Consider the following 22,322-nt stretch of genomic DNA (forward strand, 5'->3'; position numbering starts at 1 on the left):
GCCGCCGGAATGCGGAAAATTCCATCCTATCGAGCTAATCACCTAGCCCGATCGAGTTGTTTAGGTCACCACGTACGGTCGCGTACGTCGGAAATAGGCCGTTCAGCCGGCGAACAGCAGCGCGAGACCACCCGAGGTGTAGCCGACCATGAGCACCAGCAACGGCACCTGACCCGTCAGGTGCCTGCTGGGCGGCAGCAGCCGCAACGCGCGGTCGTGCGCGGACACGACGGCCAGCAGGTGCCCGGCGAGCACCGCGCCGACCTGCACCGAAGCCACCAGGACGGGTGAGGCCGGGGCGTCGTTCGGCGTGAACCCGCTGACCCCGAACAGCAGTGCGACGGCCCGCTGCCCCTCCACGGCGAGCAGCGAGAAGTAGTGCGCCACGACGTACCCGGCGACGATGGGCACCATCGAGTGGGCGAGTTGCCCGCCGAACGACCGGCACGCGAGCAGGTAGCTGCCCGCGACCAGCGCGACCGCCGCCACCAGGCCGACGGTGTCCGGCACGGACAGGCGTTCCCAGGCCGGGCTGGACCCGACGCCGTCGAACGCGGTCGAGCCGAGCAGCACCGCCACCACGGCGACCAGGCCGGGCCGCACGGGCGTGGCGACGAGCGCGCGGAACGGGTTGCCGCGCAACGGCGACAGCCGGCCCAGCAGGGTCGAGAACACCTCGAACGCGTCAGCCCGCTCGAACCACGTGCCGCCGAACACGACCCCGCCCGCCACGTTCACCACCGCGTGCGCCACCAGGAACCACGGCAGCGCGTCCGGCGACACCAGCTCCACCCAGGTGAAGGCGAGCAGGCCCAGTGCGGCGGGCCAGTGACCCAGTCGTTCCGGGTACGCGCGGCCCAGCGTGACGCGGGCGGCCAGGCGCAGCGGGTTGAGCACCCGCCACACCGGGCCGAGCAGCATCGACAACACCGCCACGCCGACCCACAGCAGCACGAACACCAGGTGCGGCCAGGCCTGCGCGGGCACCAGGACCAGCCCGACCGCGACCAGCAGCCGGACCGGCCACCAGTCGCGGTCGGGCACCGGCTCGACGGCGGTGAACCGGGGCTTCGTCCACAGCAGGCCCAACGCCAGGAACGACGCCAGCAACGCCACCGCCGCCCCTTGCAGCACCAGGTCCAGCGGCAGCGGCAGGTCGTGCCGCGCGCCGACCCCGTGGGCGAGGACCGTCACCGCACCACCAGTTGCACGAGCAGCGTGTCGGGGTGCGCCTCGACGTCGAACGTGCCGGTCCGGTCCACGGTGAACTTGAGCGATGCCGGTTTCCCGCTCTCCGCCTTGGCCAGCACGTCGACGCCGTGCACGTGCACGTCCACCGGTTCCTCGCTGGTGACGGTGAGCTCGACGGCCTGCCCGCGCACGGCCTCCACCCGCTGCGGCGACGGCTGGTCGACGGAGAGCTGGAGCACCAGCGGTCCGGCCGGCGCGGCGGGCTCGGCCTTCGACGTGCAGCCCGCGAGCACGAGCAGCGCGAACAGCAGGGCGTGAACGATCTTCATGTGGTCGGTCCAGTCCTTCTCAGGTAGTCGAACCCGCCGGCGGCCAGGCCGAGGCCGCCGCCGAGCGTGAGGGCCACGAGCAGCCGGTCCACGTCGGCCGGACCGGCGAACGGCAGCTGGGAGAAGCGGAAGCTGTCGAAGTCCGGGATGCCCGCCACCACCAGCATCGCGCCGACGACGGCCGCCACGAACGCGGTCGCGGGCCGGCGCCGGACAGCGGCCACCACGGCGACCACCGTCAACGGCCACGCGACGAGCCCCACGCCGCTCGCGCCGAGCAGCAGCGGCACGAACGACTGGCCCGTCACCACGAGCGTCGAGCCGACCGCGTGCCAGACGTGCCCCGCCGTCACCACGACCACGCCGAGGGCGAGCAGCTCCCGCCGCCGGCCGAGCAAGTAGCCGCCGACGGCGAGTGCCAGCGTGATCAGCAGCCACCACAGGGGGTTCGGGCCGGGGGTGACGTCCACCCGGCCTTCGAGGACCGACGTGCCGAGCGGGATCTCCCACCGCGGGGCGGTGGTGCGCTCGTCGCGGAAGCGGTACGTCTCGCCCGGAGCGATCACGTGGTCGGTGAGGCCGGCACCGCCGACCCCAACCCGATCGCCGGCACCGCCGACCGCGATGGGCGTGCCGCCCCCGTTGCGGATCTCCAGCTGCGTGCCGTGGTTGACCATCGTCGCGGTCACACCGGGCAGCGGCGGGTCGATCCCGGTGACCCGGCTCAGGTGGTCCTGCGGCGTGAGGCCGCCGGCGTGCGCCTGCGCCGGGCCCGCGGTCGCGATCAGCAGCACGACAGTCAGCAGCAGCGCCCTCACCGGCGGGCGGTCGGTACGAGCAGCACCGCCATCAGCAGGCCGTGCAGCGCGGCCATGACCGGCGCGCCGGTCCACATCTCGGTGACGCTCGGCGTGGTGCCCTGGTCGATGATCGCCGACGCGAAGTAGACCGCCCACGTGACGAACGACGCGGCCATCGCGAAGATCCGGTACTCCTTGAGCCGGTCCTCCGCCGGGTTCAGCTTCACCAGCAGCACGTCGATCACCACGCCCGACACGATGAACCCGATGGCGGTGCTCATGTTCGTGTAGGCGGCGGTGGCGGTGCTCAGCCCCATCACCACGACGGCCAACGTGGTCGCGGTGCCGAACGGCAGCCGGAACCGGCGCGCGGCCAGCAGCAGCGGCATGACCAGGATGATGTTGGTGACCACGATCGAGGCCGCGAGGTCCGACGCCCGCCCCGAACCGCCCTCGCCCTTGTCGAACGTGAACGCCCTGATCACCTGCGCGCCGGTGTAACCGGACGCGTCGGCGAAGCTCGCGAACAGCAGCACCAAAGAGGTGGCGAACGCCAGCGCCAGCCCGGCGGGCAGGAACTGCCGGAACGTCGGAGCCACCACGGACCGGTCGCTCCACAGCGTGCGCAGCGGCGTCGTGAGGATAACGATCATCGACGAGATCAGCACCAGGTGCGTCGGGCTGAACAGGATGTCGATGCCCTGCTCGATCCCGATGAACGTGTGCCACAGGTAGTCGCCGACACCGGCCGCCGCGAACGCGGGCAGGGCGAGCACCGCCGGCCCGTAGCCGACCGGCACCGCGTCCAGGCCTCGCAGCCCCTGCTGGTAGTTGCGCCACAGCACCCACAGGATCCACGCGCCCGTCGCGGCGAAGCCCGAGTAGAACACCGCGTGCCACGGCGTGAAGAACGACTCCAGCTCGGGCACGTTCGAGTGCGCCCACGCGTCGAGGAACAAGCCGATCGAGAACCACGTCCCGAGCAGCACCGTGATGAGGTCCGTCCGGTACCCGGCCCGCGGCCTGCGCCCCGTCGCCGCGTCCCCCGCCGGTCCCGCTATCTCCCGCCCCGTTTTCATGGCAGCCAGCGTGCCCGCGCGACCGGCCGCCCCGGAATCGTGCCACCACTACCGCGTGGTGCGGTTAACCGCACCTCTCAGGCGTTGAGGTAGCGCAGGACGGCCAGCACGCGGCGGTGGTCGTGGGGGCTCGCGGACAGGTCCAGCTTGGTGAAGATGCTGGTGCAGTGCTTCTCCACGGTCCGCTCGGCGATGAACAGCCGCTGCGCGATGGCCTGGTTGGTGCGCCCTTCCGCCATCAGCGCGAGCACGGCCCGTTCCCGCTCGGTCAACCGGTCGTCGCTGTCGTCGCGCCGCCGCACCAGCAGCCTGCTCACCACGTCCGGGTCGAACGCCGAACCGCCCGCACCGACGCGCCGGATCGCGGCGGTGAACTCGGCCAGGTCCGAGACCCGGTCCTTGAGCAGGTAGCCGACGCCGTCCGCGCCCGCGTCCAGCAGTTCGGCCGCGTAGCTGACCCGCACGTACTGCGACAGCACGAGGACGCCGGTCGCCGGGTACTGCCGGCGCAGCGCCACCGCCGCCCGCAGCCCTTCGTCGGTGTGCGTCGGCGGCATCCGGATGTCCACGATGGCCACGTCCGGCCGGTGCCCGTCCACCGCGGCGACCAGCGACGGCGCGTCCTCCACCGCCGCCGCCACCTCGAACCCGGCCTCGGCGAGCAGCCGCGCCAACCCCTCGCGCAGCAACGTCGAGTCCTCCGCGATCACGACCCGCACGGCAGCACCACCCGCAGCCTCGTGCCCGTCTCCGCCGCGCTGACCACCCGCATCGTCCCCCCGTTGGCCTCCACCCGTTCGCTCAGGCCGCGCAGCCCCGAGCCGTGCATCGGGTCCGCTCCCCCGCGCCCGTCGTCGTCGACCTCCACGACCAGCCGCCCGTCCCGGCCGCTGAGCGCGACCCTGGTCCGGGACGCCTCGGCGTGCTTGGTGACGTTCGCCAGCGCCTCGGCCACCACGTAGTACGCCGTCGTCTCCACCAGCGGCGGCACGGCCTCGGGCAGGTCCAGCGTCAGGTCCACCCGCGGCTCGGCCAGCGCGGTCAGCTCGCGCACCGCGCCGTGCAGGCCCCGCTCGGCCAGCACCGGCGGGTGGATGCCGTGGCACACCGCGCGCACGTCGTCGATGGTGGCCAGCACCGCCTGCTTGGCCTCGGCGGCGAGCACCCGCGCCCGGTCCGGCGGCACGGTCTCGGCCAGCCCCAGCGTCATCACCGCGGACAGCAGCCGCTGCTGGACGCCGTCGTGCAGGTCGCGCTCCAGCCGCCGACGGCCCTCCTCGGCGGCCCGCAGCACCTTCGCCCGCGACTCGGCCAGTTGCCGGACCTTGGCGCGCAGCTCGGCGGTGAGCCGCTCGTTCTCCAGCGCGAGGCCGACGGCGGCGCACGCGGCGTCCACGAGTTCCAGGTCCAGCACGGGGTCGTGCAGCAGCACGGCGACCGGCACACCACCTCGGTCCACCCTGGTGTGCACGGAGTCCAGCGCGACCGGCCGCCCGTCCACGTCCACGTACCGCTCGTGCTCGGCCACCCAGTACGCCACCCGCAGGCCCGGGTCGTGCAACGTGGCCGCCAACGCCTCCTGCACGCCGTCGTGCCTGCTGTCGCCGCTGAGCCGCACCACCAGGTCGGCCACCTCGCCGCGGTCCATCCGGCGGCGCAGCAACCCGGCCAGGTACGCGAACGGGATGCCGCTCAACGCCAGCATCAGCACCACCAGCGGCGGTTGCAGGCCCGCGCGTTCCACCGGTTCCCACACCACGAACGCGATGATCGCCACCGCCGCCGCGCCGAGCATCGCGGTCAGCGTGCGCCGCTGCGCCATGCTGCTCACCCGCCAGCGGTGCAGTTGCAGGCCCAGCATGGAGATGCCGACGAACGCGGTCATCGGCGTCTCGGCGTCCACGACCGCCGCCGCCCACGGTTGGCGCTCGAACTCGAACGCCACGCCCAGCGCCACCGTCTCGGCGTACCCGGCGGCCACCACCAGCCGGCGCGGCCAGGTGCGCAGCCTGCCGGTCGGGAACGCCAGCAGCGCGTGCCCGAGCACGGCCGGCCAGACCTTGCAGACCAGCAGCAACAGGAACGACCCGTCGTCGTCCACGGTGTAGTCGAGCAGCCAGCCCACGCCGACGAGCACGAACAACGGCCCGATCCGGTTGCGCGGCTGCACCCGGCGGCCGATCACCCCGGCGGTCACGAAGACGGCGCTCACCGCGAGCATCGCGGACGGCAGCAGCATGGTGCCCAAGGTAGCCGTTCGGGCCGGGCCGCCGGGCCTACTCGCGGCGCAGGCCGCCGACCACGACGCGCGCCAGCACGTTCGGGCGCAGGATCGACGTGGGCGGCTGGAGGAGCCCGATGGTGCGGATGAACGCGGTGGCGGCCACCGGGTCGTGCGCGGCGACCCGTTGCAGCCGGGCCACGTACCGGTTGAGCGCCTTGGTGGACGGCGACCGGTGGCCGGGGATCTCCGGCAGCGCCAGGTCACCGAGCGCGTTGAGCTGCCACACCGGGTCGATGATCCGGGCCGCCTCGCGGAAGAACCGCCGGGCCAGGTCTCCGTCACCGTCCCGCAGGCACCGGCGCAGCGCCTCGGACTCCAGCGCCGCCACGGTCATGCCCTGGCCGTAGATCGGGTTGAAGCTGCACATCGCGTCGCCGAAGACCAGCAGCCCGGGCGGGAAGCCCCGCAACCGCTCGTAGCGGCGGCGCAGGCTGGCGGGGAACCGGTGCGCGCGGATCTCGGTGAGCGGTTCCGACGCGGCGACGGCGTCGTACACGTCCGGCGGCGCGGACCTCTTGAGGAACGCCAGGAAACCGGACTCGTCCGTCGGCGGGTGGTCGCCCGCCATGCCGACCTGGGTGACCATCCACCGGCCGTGCTCCTGCGCGGCGAACGCGAACCCGGTCGGCCGGCCCGGCACCGGGCCGACGAGCACCAGCTTGTCGGGGAACGGCGTCGTCGGGCGCACGAGCCTGCTCGCGTACACCATGTTGACGTCGATGCGGTCCTCCGCGGGCGTGGGCAGGCCTTCGGCGGCCAACCACGACCGCGCCCGCCCGGTCCGGCCCATCGCGTCCACGACGAGGTCGGCGCGCAGCACCTCGGCCACGCCGTCGCGGGAGACCTCGACGCCCGTCACCCGGCCGCCCTCGAACACCGGGCCGGTCACGTCGTGGTCCGGCACGAGCCGGACGCCGGGCAGCTTCGCCAGCCGGGCGCGGATCGCGCCCTCCAGCATCGGCCGGGTCGCCTGGAGGTCCGACGCGCCGGTGTCCACGCGCACCATGCGGTGGCCCGCCAGCACGAAGCGGGAGTCGACGGTGAACCCGACCGGGATCCCGCCGTCGGCGACCAGCTCGGCCGTCAGGCCGGGGAACATCTCCTCCATCGCCCGCAGGCCGCGCACCAGGATGGTGTGGAAGTGCCGGGCCTGCGGCACACCGCGCCGGTGGCCGACGTCCTCCGGCAACGGGTCGCGGTCGACCACCGTCACCCGGTCGTACACGCCGACCAGCGCGCGGGCCGCCAGCAGCCCGCCCATGCTCGCGCCCAACACCACCGCATGCGTCATCCGGCGACTGTGACAGCGCGGGCGGGCCGGGTGCTTCTTCCGCTGTGCGGACCTGGTGGCCCCGCCCGGGAGAACCGGACGGGACCACCGCGGTCGGGCGTCAGCGCTGGGAGCGCGGCGCCAGCGACACCTGGATGGTGTTGCCCGGACCCGACGTCAGCCCGCTGATCAGCCCGGTGAGCGGGCCGCAGCCGGTCAGCGCGGGCAGGGTGTAGACGCCGGTCGCGGTGCCGCCGGCGAGCGGGTCGAACCCGGGCTCGGACGCCAGCGGGATCGACGCCGGGGTCCTGGTCCGGCAGTCGGGGCTGGTGCTGACCGGGATGCCGAGCACGGACACGTGCGGCAGCTTCACCGTCACGCTCGACGTCGACCTGAGCACGCCGCCCGCCAGCGTGCCGGTGGTCTTGGCCGCCTGGACGAACTCGATCTTCGCCTTGACCGGCACGAAGCCGAAGACCCGGAACTGGCCGGAGGTGGGGTTGAGGGTGAGGTCGGCCTCGAACGCCCCGGTGGCGAGGTTGAGCGCGGCGTCGATGCCGCCGGTGAGGGCGATCGCGCCGTTGGCGGCTTTGATCTTCGTGTTGCCGGTCAGGCCGTAGCCGTACCTGATGACCGGCGGGCCCTGGGTGGCCTTGGTGCGGACCTTCAGGGCGGTGCTCGCGCCGGACGTGTTGCCGGCCGCGTCCTTCGCCACCACGGTGAACGTGTACTCGGTGTCGGGTCGGAGACCGCCGACCGCGGCCGTGGTGCCGGTGGTGGTGGCGGCGGACGTGCCGCCGTTGAACACCTCGTAGCCCGTCACGCCGACGTTGTCGGTCGAGGCGTCCCAGGCGAGCGCGACGCTGTTCTCGGTCTGGGCGGTGGAGCGCAGCACGCTCGGGGCGGTCGGTGCTTGGGTGTCGGGCGTGGCCTCGGTGCGGGCGGTCACCGCCGCGCCGGCCGCCGAACGGTTGCCGGCCGCGTCCTTGGCAATCACGGTGAAGCTGTACTCCGTGTCGGGCGCGAGACCGCCCACCGTCGCCGTGGTGCCCTCCACAGTGGTGGCGAGCGTGCCGCCGTTGAACACCTCGTAACCCGTCACGCCGACGTTGTCGGTGGAGGCGGACCAGCCCAGGGTGACGCTGGACTGCGTGACGTCGTGGACCGCGAGACCTGCCGGTGCCGTGGGGCCTTCGGTGTCCGGGGCGGCCTCGGTGCGGGCCGTGACCGCCGAACTGGCCGAGGAGCGGTTGCCGGCCGCGTCCTTCGCCACCACGGTGAAGCTGTACTCCGTGTCAGGCGCGAGACCGCCCACCGTCGCCGTGGTGCCCTCCACAGTGGTGGCGAGCGTGCCGCCGTTGTACACCTCGTAACCCGTCACGCCGACGTTGTCGGTGGAGGCGTCCCAGGCCAGGCCGATGCTCGACGCGGACGCGCCGGTGGCACGCGGGTTGGCCGGGGTGCTCGGGCCCTCGGTGTCGGGCGCCGCGGGCGTGCGGACGGTGAGCGGGTCGCTGGCGCCCGACTCGTTGCCGGCGGCGTCCACGGCCCGGACGGTGAACGCGTACTCGGTGTCCGGGCTCAGGCCGTCGACGGTGGCGGCGGTGCCCTGCGCGGTAGTCGCGAGCGTGCCGCCGTTGAACACCTCGTAGCGCGTGACGCCGACGTTGTCGCTCGCCGCCGCCCACTCGAGCGTGACGCTGGTCGGCGTCGCGCCGGTGGAGACGAGGTTGCCCGGCGCGGTCGGCGCCTGGGTGTCGGGCGCGGCCTCGGTGCGGGCCGTGACCGCCGAACTGGCCGAGGAGCGGTTGCCGGCCGCGTCCTTCGCCACGACCGTGAAGCTGTACTCGGTGTCGGGCGCGAGGCCGCCGACCGTGGCGGAGGTGCCCTCGACGCTGGTCACGAGGGTGTTGCCGGCGTAGACGTCGTAGCCGGTGACGCCGACGTTGTCGGTGGCCGCCGCCCACGTCAGGGCCACGCTGGTCGGCGTGGTCTCACCGGCGGTCAGGCCGGCCGGGGTGGCGGGCGCTTCGGTGTCCTGGGCCGGGGTGACGGTGAACGTGTGCAGCACGGTGCGCTGGGCCGGGTCGACCGGCGTGCAGTCCGCGACGAACGTGCCCAGGCCGGTGTCGCTGCCGTCGGCCTTCTTCGGGGTCATGGTGAGCACGAGGTCGTGCACGGACAGCGTCGCCGTGCCCGGCTGGTCGAACCGCAGCGCGGGCGCGGTGCCGGCGGCGTTGATGACCAGGTCGCCGCTGACCGGGATCGGCTGGTTCGGCACGGTCGTCGGCACGGCCACGGCCTGGTGGTTGCCCGGCGACCGGACCAGCGACGTCGCCACCGCCGTGCCCTGGATGGTCTCCGCGCCGACGAGCCGCAAACCCTGGGTCGCGGTCGGACCGGCGTTCGACACGGCCGAGATGTCGATCTGCGGCGTGAACTCGCCGACGCCGATCTCGACGGGCAGGTCGGTGTCGATGTCCACGGTGACGTTCTGGTTGCCGATCAACGGGAACGGGCAGGTGTAGACCTGGCGCAGCGGCGGCGTGCCGCCCGTGCCCGCCGGCGTCTCCGGCGTCACGGCCGAGCCGGTGACGGTGTAGGTCTGCAGCACGGTGTCCTGGTTCGGCGTCGGCGTGCAGTCCGCGACGAACGTGCCCAGGTCGGTCGGCGTGCCGTCGGCCCGCAGCGGCGTCATCTCCAGCACCAGGTCGGTCACCTCGACCGTGGCCGTGCCGGGCTGGTCGAAGCGCAGGCCCGGCGCGGAGCCGACCGCGTTGAGCACCAGGTCGTCACCGACCGCCGGGATCGGCTGGTTCGGCACGTCCGTGGCGACCTGCACGGTGAGCGCGCCCTGGTCACCGGGCGCGGTGACCTCGGAGGTGGCGCGGGCCGTGCCGCGGATGGTCTCCGCGCCGACCAGCCGCAGGCCCTGCGTGGCGGTCGCGCCTGCGTTGGACACGGCGGTGATGTCGAGCTTCGGGGTGAACTGGCCCGCGGCGACCGTGCCGGGCTGGGTGGTCGTGATGTCGACCGTGACGGTCTGGTCGCCGATCAGGGGGAACGGGCAGCTGTAGGTCTGGGTGAGGTCGCCCTGCGCGGCGGAACCGGTGCCCGTGCCGAGCACGAGCCCCGCCACGACCGCGGTCGCGGTGGCCATCGCGCCGAGCCCGGTCAGCCCGCGGGCTGGTCTGCTGTGTCTCACGGAAATGTCCTCCCTGGCGCCGAGCGCGCACGCCGGCAAAACGAGGGGCAGGGGCGAAATGGTGCACTGACGTACTGCACGGGGAAATTAACCACGGCGCAACACTTGCGCAAGACTGTCGAATGCTCATTCCCGAACCCGGCCGGAAATTATCACGTTCGGACAACCACACAGCCATCCACCTGCACAAACGACACACAGGAAGGATTCAGAGGCTTATTTGGCACCAGCGTGCGCGTGCCGCGATGGTTTTTGGCATGGATATGACAAACCGCGCGCCGAGGGCTCGGCGCGCGGTCGTCGGGTGGTGCGGTGTGCGATTTTCCTAGAAGGTGAGCCGCCAGGCGTCGACGTAACCGGTGTCCTGGCTGTAGACGTCCTGCACCTTGAGCCGCCACGTGCCGTTGGCGACCTCCGAGGAGGCGTTCACGGTGTAGGTGGTGACCACGTTGGGCGTGCTGGAGCCGCTGGAGTTCTTCAGGCGGTACGTGGAGCCGTCCGGCGCGACGAGGTCGATCACCAGGTCACCGCTGTAGGTGTGCTTGATGTCCACGCCGACCTTCAGCGTGGACGGCGCGTTGCCCGCGATGCCGGTGACCGTGACGTTGCTGTAGACCGCCGCGCCCGCGTCCGGGATGGTCACGTTGTTCAGGTTCTCGAACACCTTGCCGGGCGGCTGGGGCGTGCCGCCGAGGTCGGCCGCCGCCTGCTTGATGGCCGCGGCGAACGTGCTGACCTCGGTGTAGACGCCGGGGTTCTCCGGCCGCGCGCACCCGTTGCCGTGGCTGACGATGCCGACCTGGACCCACGCGCCGTTGTCGTCGCGGCGGAACATCGGGCCGCCGGAGTCACCCTGGCACGTGTCGACGCCGCCCGCGAGCTTGCCCGCGCACAGCTCGGCGGCCGGGATCAGGTCCGCGTAGTACGGGTCGGAGTTCTTGCACGTGGTGTCGTCGATGTAGTCGACGTTCGCCTTGAGCAGGTAGCGGGACTGGCCGCCGCCCTCCCGCGTCGCGCCCCACCCGGCGACGCTGAACACGCCGGTGTTGTGGGCCGCGGTGGTGGCGATGGGCAGCAGGGCCGCGCCGGTGATCGGGCTCGCCAGCTTGACGATCGCCCAGTCACCGCCGGTGGCCGTGTCGTAGGTGGGCGAGCGGTGCACGTAGGTCGACGCGCGGGTGATGCGGGTGCTGTCCTGGAGGTCCACCACGCCGTAGGTGGCGGTGATGGAGGTGTTGTTGCCGGTGCGGCTGACGCAGTGCGCCGCGGTCAGCACCAGTTGCTCGGTCAGCATCGCGCCGCCGCAGCCCATGGACAGGCGGACCATCCAGGGGAACTCGCCCTTGGCGGCCTGGGTGCCGCCGACGACCATGGGCGTCGGGGTGCCGCCGTCCGGGGACGGTGGAGCGGCGATGGCCTGGCCGGCGAACGCGGCCAGGACGGCGACGACGCCCACGCCTAGGGCCAGCGTCCTTCTCAGTGTGTCGCGCACGGTTGATCCTTCCCGCGCCCGGCCGGGGTCGTGCTCGCAGGGTGGCCGGACGTCGAGATCGCAGGGAACTGCCGGCCCCTCAGCCGGCGACCCATCGTCCGTGGTGGACGATCTGCTCACAATCCGTCGATCGACGGGAGTTCTTCCGGCGGTCCACCCGGGTCCGCCGACTTGACTTCCCCAGGTGTGAGCGGTTGATTACACCCATGCCAGCCACACCGGGTGAACGCCGCCTGTCGACCGCCGAGGAACGTCGGGAGACGGTCCTGCGCACCGCCCTCGGCGCGTTCGCCGCCCGCGGCTACTACGGCACCACCACCGGCGAGGTCGCGAAGTCGGCCGGGATATCCCAGGCCTACGTCTACCGACTGTTCCCGGACAAGGAGGCGTTGTTCCTGGCCGTGGCGGAGCACTGCTTCGCCCGGATCAGGGAGAGCCTGGCCGACGGGGTCGCGGGGGCGAGGGGCAGCACGCCGGAGGCGGTCCTGGACGCGATGGGCGAGGCTTACGCACGGCTGATCGCGGAGGAGAACACGCTCCTGTTGGTCCAGATGCACGCCCAGTGCGCGGCGATCTCGGAACCGGCCGTGCGGGAGGTCGTGCAGCGCGGGTACGCCCGGACGGTCGAGTACGTCCGGGGCGTGTCCGGGGGCAGCGAGGAGCAGGTGCAGGAGTTCTTCGCCAAGGGCATGTTGTGCCACCTGGTGATGGCGGTGGACGCGGACCACGTCGACGCGCCGTGGGCGAGGACGCTGGCCAAGGGCATCCGCCACTACTGATCCGACGCCGTCGCGGGAGAGGCCGCTCACCGGCGACCCCTCCTCCGACGGCAGGAATGAGTGATCAACCAGTCAGGTCTGTCGAGTGTCGCACGTCGCACCAGTGACGTTGCCGGGGAAGGAGGCGGCGAGGCACGGCGGGCGGCACGGGCACAGCACCCCCGCCCCACCCTCGTCGCACCACTGTGGATCACACCACTGTGGACGGTGGGCGGGGCGGGCGGGCTGTCGGGCATCGAGGCCGTCAGGCGTCGAGGAAGGGGATCAGCTGCTCCTCCTCGTAGGCCAGGTGCGCTTCGAGCTCGTCGATCAACCGGTCGACGTCGGCGCGCAACGTGACCGCGTCACCGCGCTCGACGGTCCGCTGGAGCCGCGCCAGCACCTCCGCGATGCGCTCGTGCTCCTCGGCGAGGCGGTCGAGGGTGGGGATCAGCTCGGGGAAGCGTTCGCGCAGCATCGGGAACGTGCCGTTGTCCTCGGACGTGTGGTGGAAGCGCAGACCCTGGCAGGCGGTCAGGCAGTTGACCTTCAGCTGTGCGCCCACGATCGGCTCGGACGAGGCCACTTCGCGGCGGATGGTGGCCAGTTCGCGGCGGAACGCGTCGTGCACCAGCTTGAGCGCGGCACCCCAGCTGGACGCGTTCGGTGGGCCGCCGGCGATCTGGGTCAGTGCGATCACCGGGATCTGCCGGGACGCCTTGGCCTGGTACTCGGCCCAGCCGGGGTCGGACTCGACGGCCCGCGCCCACAGCCGGTCGCGTTCGTCGCCTTCCAGGACGGTGGCCTTGGCCTCGTAGGTGAACACGCCGTCCTCGACCTGGACGACCGGGTCGGCGACGAGGTTGTGGAACCAGTCGGGGTTGCGGGGTGAGCCGCCGGCGGACGCGATGACCACGATCCGGTCGCCGTCGGGCAGGTAGCCGACGGGGTTGGTGTGGCGGGTGCCGGTCCGGGCGCCCGTGGTGGTCAGCAGGATCAGCCTGCCTCCCTCGAACGGGCCGCCCACGCGGCCCGCGTTGGCGCGGAACTCGGCGATGACCTGCTGGTTGAAATCCATTGGTGGACGTCTCCTGGAGTTTTGGGCACGACGGATCACCACGGGTGCGAGGCGCCGTGGGTTTGCTGACGCGGGTATGGGCCCGCGGTTTGCGTGAAGGCTCGAGCGGGAGTGCCTCGAATGAGAAGTGCGGTGGATCCGGTGGGCATTCCGTGCAGGCGCCGGAGGGTGTCGGCATGGCGAGCGTGAAGGCACCGGAGGGCACCGCGGGTACGCGGTGTTGCGGACGCGCAAAGGTGCGGTGAAGTGGGAGAACAGGGGTTCAGGGTACGTCGCGCCTACAAGCGCGGAAACCCGGGGAACCCCGGTGTGCGGCGGGCCTCTGGCCCACCCGGCGGTCAAACCTTGGCCGGGTGACTCTCTCGCTCGTGGCCCATGGCCGACCCGGCAGTCACGTCGTGGAGCTTATCCCGGGAATGCGCGGACGGGCAAGCTCGATCATTGTGCGACGATCGGTGACGTGCCCCGACTTCTTTTCCTGTTGTTGTTCGCCGCGTCGGCGTGCACAGCCGCGCCGCCCACTCCGACGCCCACCACCTGCCCGACCGGGGTGGAGTACGCCGTGACCGGTGAGGAAGCGGCTTCCGGCCTGCGGGTGTTGACGTTGGAGCTGACCAACTGCGGCACGGAACCGTTGCGGCTGGACGGCTACCCGTCCGTCACGGTCCTGGACGGCGACCGCCGACCTGTGACGATCGCGGTCGGGCGGGGGTCGTTCGGGATCTCCGCGGTGGCGGCGTTCGACGCCGAGCCGCAGCCGGTGACGGTGCCGCCGGGCGGGTCGGCGGTGACGGGGTTGTTGTGGCGCAACACCCACACCGACACGTCCGCGCCGCCGGTGGTCGGCGAGCACCTGGAACTGGCCGTCGCGACCGGGGAGCCGACGCGGGTGTTCACACCGGTCGCGCCGAGCGGCGGCGGTCCGATCACGATCGACCTGGGCAGCACCGGCAAGCTCGGTGTCCGCCCGTGGACCGCCGCGCCCTGACGCGTCAGGCGCGCATGACCGTGGCGATCGGGATGCGCGCCGCCCGCAACGCCGGGACGAGGCCGCCGAGGATACCGGCCACCAGGCCCGCGATGATCCCGGCCACGCCCGCCTGCCACGGGAACGCCGTGCCCTCCAGCGCCGGGAACTGCGAGCCGAACAGGGTGAGCGCGAGCTGCAGCCCGACCACACCCGCGCCGATCGCCAGCGCCGCGGTCAGCAGACCGGTCAGCAGCGTCTCGGCCAGCACGATGCCGGCGAGCAGCAGGCGGGGCGTGCCGACGGCGCGGCGCAGCGCGAACTCCTCGACGCGCTCGCCGACGGTGGCCAGGCCGACGTTGAGGATGCCCGCGACGCCGATCAGCAGCACCAGCGCCGCCATGCCCAGGAAGATCCAGCGCATCAGCGCCAGCTCGGTGGACATGCGCTCCAACGTCTCCACGGTGTTGACGTGGATCTGGTCCTCGGGGGTGCCCGCCGCGACCAGCCTGGCCCGCAGGGCGTGTTCGACCTCGACCGCGTCCGGTGTCATGAACACCTGGAGGCCGCCGCGGCCCGAGGTGGTGTCGTTCATGCTCGCGACCGGCATCCAGTTGGTCAGCTCGTCGGCGCGCACGTAGGCGGCGGGCTGGTAGCCGCCGTCGTCCACCACGCCGACGATCTGCGGCGTCGGGTTGGCCGTCGCACCGTCGACCCTCATCTCGGCGGGCACGTGGTAGCGGGTGAAGGCCTTGGCGGCTTGTTCGTTGAGCACGAGCCGGGGCGCGAGGGACGGTGCGCCGGCGAAGTCCAGCCACTGGCCCTGCGACGGGCGGAACGGCCGGAACCGCCGGATGTCGCCGGTGAGGCCGACGAGTTGCAGTTCGACCGCCTGGCCCTGCGGCACGGCGCTGTCGGGGTCTTCGAGGGCGTAGCAGCCGTTGGCGTCGCACGTCATGGGCGGTCCGCCGTAGCCGGGTTGGTCGATCGGGCCGCCGCCCTCGTTGATCGGCTTCACGCCGGGCTCGCCGATGATGGCCCGCGCGTTGGTGACCGCCACGGCGTCGGCGCGGCCGTCCAGCACCTCCAGCACCACGGGTGTGGTCCGGCCTTCCGACGGCAGGTACATCTGGCGGGTGCCGTCCTTGCCCTGGGACAGCTCGACGTCGGCGAGCATGGCCCGGTTCGCGATCTCCGCGCCCGCCTGCACGACCACCACGGCCAGCACGCCGAGGAAGAGGCTGACCATGGACAGGAACGTGCGCAGCTTGCGGGCCCGGATGCCCTGGCCGCCGATGATCAGCGACGCCCGGAGCCTGCCGGAGAGCCTGATCACGCGACCACCCGCTGCCCGGCCGGGCGCAGCAGGCCGTCGGACAGGTGCAGCACCCGGCCCATCTTCGCCGCGTGGTCGTGGTCGTGGGTGACGAGCACGAGGCCGCAGCCGACGTCGGTGGCCTGGCGCAGCACTTCCACGACCAGGTTGCCGGTCTCGGTGTCGAGCGCGCCGGTGGGCTCGTCGGCGAGCAGGATCCGCGGCTCGCGGACCAGGGCGCGGGCGATGGCGACGCGTTGCTGCTCGCCGCCGGACAGGCGGGGTGGCTTGTGCTTGGCGAGGTGTCCGATGCCGACGCGTTCGAGCGCCGCGAGCACCTTCGCCCTGCGCTTGCGGCGCGGCAGCCAGCCCTGGCCGTTGACCAGGGCCATGGCCACGTTCTGCGCGGCGGTGAGGTGCTTGAGCAGGAAGAAGCGCTGGAACACGAAGCCGAACTCGGCGCTGCGCAAGGCGGCGGCCTTGCGCTCGGGGATGCGGGTGATGTCGCGGTCGCCGAGCAGGTACTGCCCGCCGTCGGGTCGGTCGAACAGGCCGATCAGGCTGAGCAGGGTGCTCTTGCCGGAGCCGGAGCGGCCGAGGATGGCGACGCTGTCGCCGGCGTGCACGGTCAGGTCGACGCCGGCGAGGATGGTGCGCGGCTCGTCCTGGCCCTTGAGGGTCTTGGTGACGCCGGTGAGGTGCAGCAGCGGCGGCGCGGTCATCGGCGGCGGCACGGGCAGGGGTGACGTGGTCACTTGCCGGCTCCCGGTTCGACCTGGCCCGCGGCGTCGCCCGGCGGCAGGTTCGGTCCGGGCACGGCGAGCGTCTCGTCGCCGGTGAGGCCGGACTTGATCTCCACGACCTTGCCGTCGGTGAGGCCGAGCACGACGTCGGTGGTCTTCTTGGCGCCGTCGGGGCCGACGACGTCGACCTTGCCCTGGCCCTGGCCGCCCGCGACCGCTTCGACCGGCACGACCAGCGCGCCCTGCGCGGACGCGGTGACCAGTTCGAGGGTGGCGGCGGCGCCGTTGACCATCTTGACGTCGGCGGGCGCGGTGCACACCAGGCGCAGGCCGGTGGGTTCGGAGGAGCTGTCGGGTTGCCGGGGCGGCGGGGCGGGGGTGTTCGCGCCGGTGGCGTCGGTGTCGGGTTCCCGCTCGGGCGGCGCGGCGGGGACGGTGCCGGCGGGCAGGGCGGCGATCGTGCCGAGCATGGTGCACGGGAACGGGCCGGGGCCGTTCTTGATCTGCGCCTGCACGACGCCCTGCGCGGCCTCGGAGATCCGGTAGGCCTGGTCGCCGCTGATCTCGGCGACGATGCCGTAGCCCGCGTACTTCGCCGACGCGATCGGCATCCCGGCGGTGACCTTGGCGCGGTCGTCGACCAGGCGTCCGCCGAACGTGGCGCCGGCGGGTACGTCGACGTTGTTCGGCTTGCCGTCCAGCCAGACCGTGGCGACGCGGGTCGGCTTGGTCGGTGTGCCGGTCGGTTCGGGCACGGACCAGTAGCGCACCTCGCCCGCGACCGGCGCGACGATGCCGAACAGCGGGTTCATGGTGACCTTGCCGGTCAGGCCGACCTTGTTGGTCAGGTCCTGCCGGGTCGGTTTGGCCGTGGTCTGCACGGTGCCGCGCGGTGCCAGCTCCGGGTTGAGCGGCTCGGCTCCGGTCGACGTGCACGCGGCGGCGGTCAGCGCTGCCGCGGCCAGTCCGCACACGCGGACGAAGGCGTTCTCGGACACCGGTCCCCCCAAAGCGATTCCCCAATCCGGTTCCGCCAATTTACCCATATGACGCCGGCGGGGTGACCGGGGTTGCGCGCCAACGGGGAATCGCTCCCACCCGAGGTCGGGCGGGAGCGATTCCCGGTGGTCAGGGGGTGCTACGCGACGGCGTGCAGGTTGCCGTCGGCGCCCGCGAGGCAGCGGGCCGAGCCCGCGCCGCCCTGCACGAACTCGGTGAGGCAGCGGCCGAGCTGGCCGTGGCCGTCGGCGTTCGGGTGGAACGACTGCTGGGCCATGTGGATGCCGATGGCGTCCAGGCCGCCGGTCACCAGCGCGTACGGGTCGACGGTGAGCCGGCGCTGCCACTCGCCCGCGGAGCTCTCGCCCTTGCTGCACGCCTCGCGGTTCTCGGTGGCGCGGGAGAAGTCGAGGAACTTCACACCCGCCCGGGTGGCCACGCCGCGCAACGCCTCGGACAGCTGCGGCACGGCGACCGTGCGGCCGTAGGCGGCGTCGGCCAGGCGCAGGGGGCAGCCCTGCGGGCCGTGCAGGTAGCGGTCCATCTTCTCGGTCACGGGCGAGGCGTACGAGGTGAGGATCAGGTTGTAGGCGGAGTTGGCGTAGCCGGCCTGGCTCATCGCGGAGCGGACGTCGCGCAGGGCGTTCTCGACCTTGGGCGCCATGCCGGCGAGCCGGCCGGGCCACTCGCGCTCGAGCTTGGAGCGGCAGCTCGCGCCGAACGGGTTCACCCACGCGGCGACGCAGTCGACCATCGTGTCGGCGAACCGGACGTCGTCGTTCGCGCCGACCTGCACCACGACGGTGGTGACGCGGTACTGGCGGGCGATGTCGATCAGCCGACGCGCCTGCGAGCCCTCGGTGTAGTGCACCGTGTCGGCCAGCGACACGTTCGCCGAGTCCGCGCCGGAGCAGGCCAGGTTGAACGTGCGGTCGGCCAGTCGGGTGCGGTGGACCATGGCCTGGGTGGAGCGGTGGCACCAGTTGCCGTTCTCACCCGCGGTGCCGGGTTCGTAGGACCCGGCGCCCTCGCCGGACATCGCGCTGTCGCCGAGCGAGACGACGGCGGTCGGCCGGTCGTCCACGGCGGCGGCGGTGATGGGGATGGCGAAGAAGGTGGAGCCGGTGAGCAAGAGCGCGCCGACCACGGCGCCAACCTGTTTCCGCGACACCGCAGGCCTCCAAAAGGTGTGCCGTCGTTCGGACGTGATCCGACCGTAGGGCGCGCGTAACCTGGCGACAACGGCCGATCGGCTGCTTTGCCCGAGCCTTCGGCTGTCCGCAGCTCACGGGCGGTCCACAGAGGAACGGCGGCGGGTGTCGGGTCCAGGTGGCGAGGTGCTGCGCGCGGGCGCGGGCCACGTCGGCCTCGGCGGGGTCACCGGTCGGCCGGGCGAGCGGCGGTCCGCCACCGGCGGTGACCACGCGGTTCACCCTTACGTCGCAACGAAATTGGCATATCAGTGCAGCTCAGCGGGTATCCGAAGCTCCCCCACCCGGTTCGACGAGGAGCAGGATCATGGGCACCTCAACCTGTTGTGACGGGAGGTCGTGATGGCGCAGTCGCGGGACCTGATCGACATCCGCAGCGGAGACCTCTTCCACCAACCCGTCCCCTACGGCCTGGTGTACCCGACGTGCACGGCGGACGGCGAAGCGCCACCGAGCCAGCGCGGCCGCACCTGGGAACACCTGATCGCGTCGGGCCGCGTCCTCGAACCGATGTCCCGGTGAGTCGCGGCAGCTGTCCCCCAACGGGGCCGTGGGCAACCGCCCGCGGCCCCGTTCTCGTTGTGGGGCAAGGAAGACCGAACGCTCGGTGACCGCCGGGTCCGCGCTCCGCCCGGCGCTGGGCGAGGCCGGATCACCGACTGACCGCCGCCGCGCACACCGGGCACCCCGGCACCGCCCGGTCCGGCACACCGAGCACCTCGTACCCCTCCGCCGCCGCGCGCCACGACCGCGCCGCCGAACCGTGCCGTCCCAGCGCGCACTCCGCGCGGGCCACCCCGTGGTGCCCGCGCGCCCGCTCGTACGGGCCGCCGAGCCGCCGGGAGTGCTCGAAGTGCCGCAACGCCGACTCCGGCTCGCCGGTCGCCAGGCGCAGCAGCCCCAACCGGTACCGCACCTCGCCCAGCAACGGCGGGTCGCCGGCCAGGACGCCGACCGCGAGCGCCGCGTCGAGGTGGTCGCGGGCCTGGCTCAACGCGCCGCGCTCCAGGTGCACCGACCCGAGCCCGCACAACGCCTCCCCCTCGTGCCGCTGGTCGCCGAGCTCGCGGAACCGGACCAGGGCGTCGCGGTAGTGCGCGGCCGCGCGGTCGGGTTCGCCCGCCTGCCGGTGCACGTGCCCGAGGTTGAGGGTGGCGGCGGCCACGCCGAACCGGTGGGCCAGCTTCTCGAACACGGTCAGGGCCCGTTGGCCGTGGTCGAGCGCGCGGGCCGGGTCGCCGAGCCGGAGGTGGAACCCGCCGAGCGCGGTGTGGGCGACCGCCTCGCCGAACGCGTCGTCCTGGTGCAGCCGCAGCGCCAGCACCCGGTCGCCGTGCTCGACCGCCTCCCGGTAGTGGCCGGTCAGGTAGTGCACGATCGCGATGTTGGTCGACGTCCGCGCCGCGCTCGCGTCGTCGCCGAGCTCCTCCCACAGCACCGACGCCTGCTCGTAGGCGTGCAACGCGTCGGTGTGCCGTTGGGCGGTCTGGTGGGCGACGCCGAGGCCGTTCAGCATCGCGGCCTGCGCGCGGGCGTCGCCGAGGGCCCGCGCGGACGCCAAGCCCACTTCGTGCGCGGCGGTCCAGTCGTCCACCAGGCCGAGGGTGAACCAGTGCCGCCACACCGCGTCCGGCAGGCGCCACGCGTGCTCGTGCAGGCCGGACGCGGCGGCGAGGCGGGTGGCCGCGACCAGGTTGCGGCGTTCGGCCTCCAGCCACCCGGCCGCGGCGTCGCGGTCGGGTGGATCCGCGCCCGTCTCGACCGCGGCCACCGCCTTCGCCGCCCGGTCCAGGTACCAGTCCAGCACCCGGACCGCGGCGGCGCGCCCCTCCTCCGGGTCGGCCAGCTCGGCGGCGTACACGCGCAGCAGGTCGTGCAGCCGGTACCGGTCGAGCCCGACCTCCTCGACCAGGTGACCGGCGGCCAGCACGGCGAGCCGGTGGTGGACCTCCGCGCCGGCCGCCGCCGCGGCGGCCTCGGCGTCGAAGTCCGGGCCGGGCAACGCGCCGAGCCGGCGGAACAGCGACGCCACGTCGGGCGGCAACGCCCGGTAGGACCAGGAGAACACGGCCCGCACCGCCGCGGACGGGTCGTCCGGCGGTGACAATAGGTCGATCCGCCGCGTCTCGTCGGCCAACTGGTCGGCCAGCGCCGCCAACCTCACCGACGGCCGCCGCACCGCCCGGTGCGCCACCACCCGCAACGCCAGCGGCAGCCCGCCGCACAGGTCGACCAGGCGCGCCGCGGCGGCCGGCTCACCGTCCACCCGCCGGCCGAGCACGCCCCGCAGCAACGACACGCCCTCCTCGGTCGACATCGGCGCGACGGCGACCGGGTGCGCGCCGTCGCGGGCGGCGAGGCCGGCGAGCTCGGCGCGACTGGTCACCAGCACGGCGCAGCCGGGCGCGCCGGGCAGCAGCGGGCGGACCTGCTCGGCCGACCGGGCGTTGTCCAGCACGAGCAGGACGCGCCGGTCGGCCAGCAGGGACCGGCACAACGCCGACCGCTCGGCCTCGCTCTCCGGCACGTGGTCGCGGTGCACGCCCAACGCCCGCAGGAACTCACCCAGCACCGCGCGCGGCGGCACGGGTTCACCCTCGCCGTGACCGCCCAGGTCGACGTAGAGCTGTCCGTCGGGGAACCGGTCGGCCGCCCGGTGCGCCCACCGCAGCGCGAGCGCCGTCTTGCCCACCCCGGGGATGCCGACCAGCGCGACCAGCACCGGCCCGGCGGCGGGCACGGCGAGCAGGTCGTCCAGCACCGCCAGGTGGTCCTCCCGCGCCACGAGGTCACCGGCCGGCGGCAGTTGCCGCGGCGTCGGCGTGGCGACCGCCGCCGGGGTGTCCGCGTCGTCGAGCAGCCGCTGGTGCAGGTGGCGCAGGTCCGCGCCCGGCTCGACGCCCGCCTGCTCGACCAGCAGCCCGCGCAACCGCCGGTAGACCTCCAACGCCTCCACCCGCCGCCCGCACCGGTGCAGGGCCAGCATCAGCGCGGCCGCCACGCGTTCCCGCCCGGGGTGCTCGGCGGCCAGCGCGGTCAGCTCCCCCACCACGTCGTGGTGGCGGCCCAGCTCCAGGTCCGCCTCCACCCGGTCCTCGAGCGCGGCCAGCCGCTCCTCCGCCAGCGCGACCACGAGCCGGTTGCGCAGCGGACCGTCCGCCGTGTCGGCCAGCGGCGCGCCGCGCCACTCCGCCAACGCCGCCGCGAGCAGCCGACGCCGCACCGCCACGTCCGCGCTCGCCCGCGCCCGTGCCGCCGCCTCCCGGAACCGGTGCAGGTCGACGTCGTCCGGGTCGATGTCGAGCCGGTACCCGCCGCCCGTGCCGACCAGCGCCACGCCCGGCCCGGCCAGCAGCTTGCGCAACCGCGACACGTACACCTGCACCGTGCCGCGGGCGGTGGCGGGCGGCACGTCCCACAGCGCCTCGGCCAACCGCGCCACCGGCACCACGCGCCCGGCCTCCGACGCCAGCACCGCCAACACGCACCGCAACTGCGGACCGGGCACGGCGACGAGCCGTTCCCCGTGCGCCACCTCGACCGGACCCAGGACCGCAACCCGCACCATGCCCCCCATGACGGCAGAAACTAGTCATCCCGG

General features: G+C 73.2%; 18 protein-coding genes and 1 pseudogene. 3 read left to right on the forward strand and 16 right to left on the reverse strand.

Annotated features, from left to right (window positions below; all coding sequences use genetic code 11):
• Window positions 1–102: 102 nt before the first annotated feature.
• The 10 genes and pseudogenes from FHX81_RS09960 to FHX81_RS10000 all read right to left on the reverse strand — a co-directional run.
• On the reverse strand, window positions 103–1,194 hold the full coding sequence (locus FHX81_RS09960) for a hypothetical protein (protein ID WP_141977179.1): 1,092 nt from the start codon (window positions 1,192–1,194) through the stop codon (window positions 103–105).
• Window positions 1,191–1,520, reverse strand: a complete 330-nt coding sequence (locus FHX81_RS09965) for a hypothetical protein (RefSeq protein WP_141977181.1) — start codon at window positions 1,518–1,520, stop codon at window positions 1,191–1,193. The genes FHX81_RS09960 and FHX81_RS09965 overlap by 4 nt, the downstream gene beginning before the upstream one ends.
• Complete coding sequence (locus tag FHX81_RS09970; RefSeq protein WP_141977183.1) at window positions 1,517–2,338, reverse strand: hypothetical protein; 822 nt, start codon at window positions 2,336–2,338, stop codon at window positions 1,517–1,519. The genes FHX81_RS09965 and FHX81_RS09970 overlap by 4 nt, the downstream gene beginning before the upstream one ends.
• Complete coding sequence (locus FHX81_RS09975) at window positions 2,335–3,399, reverse strand: hypothetical protein (RefSeq protein ID WP_141977185.1); 1,065 nt, start codon at window positions 3,397–3,399, stop codon at window positions 2,335–2,337. Before FHX81_RS09975 ends, FHX81_RS09970 begins: the two co-directional genes overlap by 4 nt.
• 77 nt (window positions 3,400–3,476) lie before the next feature.
• Window positions 3,477–4,118: a response regulator transcription factor gene (locus FHX81_RS09980; protein ID WP_141977187.1), complete on the reverse strand. Its 642-nt coding sequence runs from the start codon at window positions 4,116–4,118 to the stop codon at window positions 3,477–3,479.
• Window positions 4,106–5,638, reverse strand: a complete 1,533-nt coding sequence (locus FHX81_RS09985; protein ID WP_141977189.1) for a sensor histidine kinase — start codon at window positions 5,636–5,638, stop codon at window positions 4,106–4,108. The genes FHX81_RS09980 and FHX81_RS09985 overlap by 13 nt, the downstream gene beginning before the upstream one ends.
• A gap of 37 nt (window positions 5,639–5,675) precedes the next feature.
• Window positions 5,676–6,974, reverse strand: a complete 1,299-nt coding sequence (locus FHX81_RS09990; RefSeq protein WP_141977191.1) for an FAD-dependent oxidoreductase — start codon at window positions 6,972–6,974, stop codon at window positions 5,676–5,678.
• A 100-nt stretch (window positions 6,975–7,074) separates the two neighbouring features.
• On the reverse strand, window positions 7,075–10,158 hold the full coding sequence (locus FHX81_RS09995; protein WP_246107730.1) for a fibronectin type III domain-containing protein: 3,084 nt from the start codon (window positions 10,156–10,158) through the stop codon (window positions 7,075–7,077).
• Window positions 10,159–10,483: 325 nt separating this feature from the next.
• Entirely contained in the window at window positions 10,484–10,822 is a 339-nt protein-coding gene (locus tag FHX81_RS42825) for a proprotein convertase P-domain-containing protein (protein WP_342787262.1), read from the reverse strand.
• A 27-nt stretch (window positions 10,823–10,849) separates the two neighbouring features.
• A pseudogene (locus tag FHX81_RS10000) lies at window positions 10,850–11,650 on the reverse strand (S1 family peptidase); the annotation flags it as partial.
• Between the two features lie 206 nt (window positions 11,651–11,856).
• Between FHX81_RS10000 and FHX81_RS10005 the strand changes: the two are divergent.
• Entirely contained in the window at window positions 11,857–12,429 is a 573-nt protein-coding gene (locus tag FHX81_RS10005) for a TetR/AcrR family transcriptional regulator (protein ID WP_141977193.1), read from the forward strand.
• Window positions 12,430–12,673: 244 nt separating this feature from the next.
• On the opposite strand, the gene FHX81_RS10010 is transcribed toward FHX81_RS10005, so the two are convergent.
• On the reverse strand, window positions 12,674–13,486 hold the full coding sequence (locus tag FHX81_RS10010; RefSeq protein ID WP_141977195.1) for a nitroreductase/quinone reductase family protein: 813 nt from the start codon (window positions 13,484–13,486) through the stop codon (window positions 12,674–12,676).
• A gap of 460 nt (window positions 13,487–13,946) precedes the next feature.
• On the opposite strand from FHX81_RS10010, the gene FHX81_RS40400 reads away from it, so the two are divergent.
• Window positions 13,947–14,474 (forward strand): DUF4232 domain-containing protein, encoded by a 528-nt coding sequence (locus FHX81_RS40400; protein WP_170231992.1) that lies wholly within the window; start codon window positions 13,947–13,949, stop codon window positions 14,472–14,474.
• 4 nt (window positions 14,475–14,478) lie between these two features.
• On the opposite strand, the gene FHX81_RS10020 is transcribed toward FHX81_RS40400, so the two are convergent.
• The 4 genes from FHX81_RS10020 to FHX81_RS10035 all read right to left on the reverse strand — a co-directional run bounded on the left by FHX81_RS10020 (window position 14,479) and on the right by FHX81_RS10035 (window position 18,657).
• Window positions 14,479–15,789: an ABC transporter permease gene (locus FHX81_RS10020; protein WP_246107732.1), complete on the reverse strand. Its 1,311-nt coding sequence runs from the start codon at window positions 15,787–15,789 to the stop codon at window positions 14,479–14,481.
• Window positions 15,786–16,490: an ABC transporter ATP-binding protein gene (locus FHX81_RS10025; protein WP_141983857.1), complete on the reverse strand. Its 705-nt coding sequence runs from the start codon at window positions 16,488–16,490 to the stop codon at window positions 15,786–15,788. The genes FHX81_RS10020 and FHX81_RS10025 overlap by 4 nt, the downstream gene beginning before the upstream one ends.
• Before the next feature lie 29 nt (window positions 16,491–16,519).
• The gene (locus FHX81_RS10030; protein WP_246107733.1) at window positions 16,520–17,509 is read right to left on the reverse strand and encodes an efflux RND transporter periplasmic adaptor subunit; all 990 of its coding nucleotides are present in this window, start codon (window positions 17,507–17,509) and stop codon (window positions 16,520–16,522) included.
• Window positions 17,510–17,649: 140 nt separating this feature from the next.
• Window positions 17,650–18,657, reverse strand: a complete 1,008-nt coding sequence (locus FHX81_RS10035) for a GDSL-type esterase/lipase family protein (RefSeq protein ID WP_141977199.1) — start codon at window positions 18,655–18,657, stop codon at window positions 17,650–17,652.
• A 406-nt stretch (window positions 18,658–19,063) separates the two neighbouring features.
• Between FHX81_RS10035 and FHX81_RS10040 the strand changes: the two genes are divergently transcribed.
• Complete coding sequence (locus FHX81_RS10040) at window positions 19,064–19,243, forward strand: hypothetical protein (RefSeq protein WP_141977201.1); 180 nt, start codon at window positions 19,064–19,066, stop codon at window positions 19,241–19,243.
• 130 nt (window positions 19,244–19,373) lie between these two features.
• On the opposite strand, the gene FHX81_RS10045 is transcribed toward FHX81_RS10040, so the two are convergent.
• Window positions 19,374–22,289: an AfsR/SARP family transcriptional regulator gene (locus tag FHX81_RS10045; protein WP_170231993.1), complete on the reverse strand. Its 2,916-nt coding sequence runs from the start codon at window positions 22,287–22,289 to the stop codon at window positions 19,374–19,376.
• Window positions 22,290–22,322: the final 33 nt, after the last annotated feature.

The organism is Saccharothrix saharensis, assembly GCF_006716745.1.
Taxonomy (GTDB): Bacteria; Actinomycetota; Actinomycetes; order Mycobacteriales; family Pseudonocardiaceae; genus Actinosynnema; species Actinosynnema saharense.